Annotated in this window: 1 protein-coding gene; it reads right to left on the bottom strand. The window is 68.4% G+C overall.

All coding sequences use genetic code 11. The annotated features are described in order from the left end of the window. On the bottom strand, positions 1 to 535 hold a 535-nt coding region (locus tag AC1DQC_RS20220; RefSeq protein WP_477053009.1), incomplete at both ends, for a serine hydrolase.

Below are 535 nucleotides of genomic sequence, written 5' to 3'. Positions count from 1 at the left end.
GAACAGCAGGTCGGCCTCGTTCGTGTAGGCGCCGGTGCCGTCGAAGGCGGCCTGGTCGTAGGTGGTGGCGACGGCGATCGCGATCTTCTTCGACGGCAGGTAGGCCTCGGCCGCCGAGTAGCCGCTGAACAGGGGGTTCTGCATCAGCCAGTCGCCGGTGATGACGAGTCCGAGCCCGTACGTGTAGCCGATGTTCTGCTCGAAGCAGGTGGTGCACCCCGGCAGGGTGGTGGTCTTGCCGCGCAGCGCCGTCGACACCATCGCCTGGTACGACTCCGGCGAGAGGAGCTTGCCGGTGCCGATCGCGACCGCGGTGGCGTGCAGGTCGTAGATGTTGCTGGTCTGGATGGCGCCGTGGGTGATGGTCCACGACGGGTTCCAGAAGCTGGACTCCTCGTAGAACGGCGCGCCGGAGGGGATCTGCAGGGCCTCGCGGCGCTCGGAGCTGAACGCGTGCAGGACGGGTTCGGGGATCGCCGCCGTCCCCGGATCGGTGGTGTTCGCCAGCCTCAGCGGCCCGAGCACCTTCTCCTGC

This window comes from Cellulomonas sp. P4_H12 (assembly GCF_056400905.1).
Note: the sequence above shows the minus strand (reverse complement) of the source record. Positions and strands in the feature narration are given on the sequence as shown.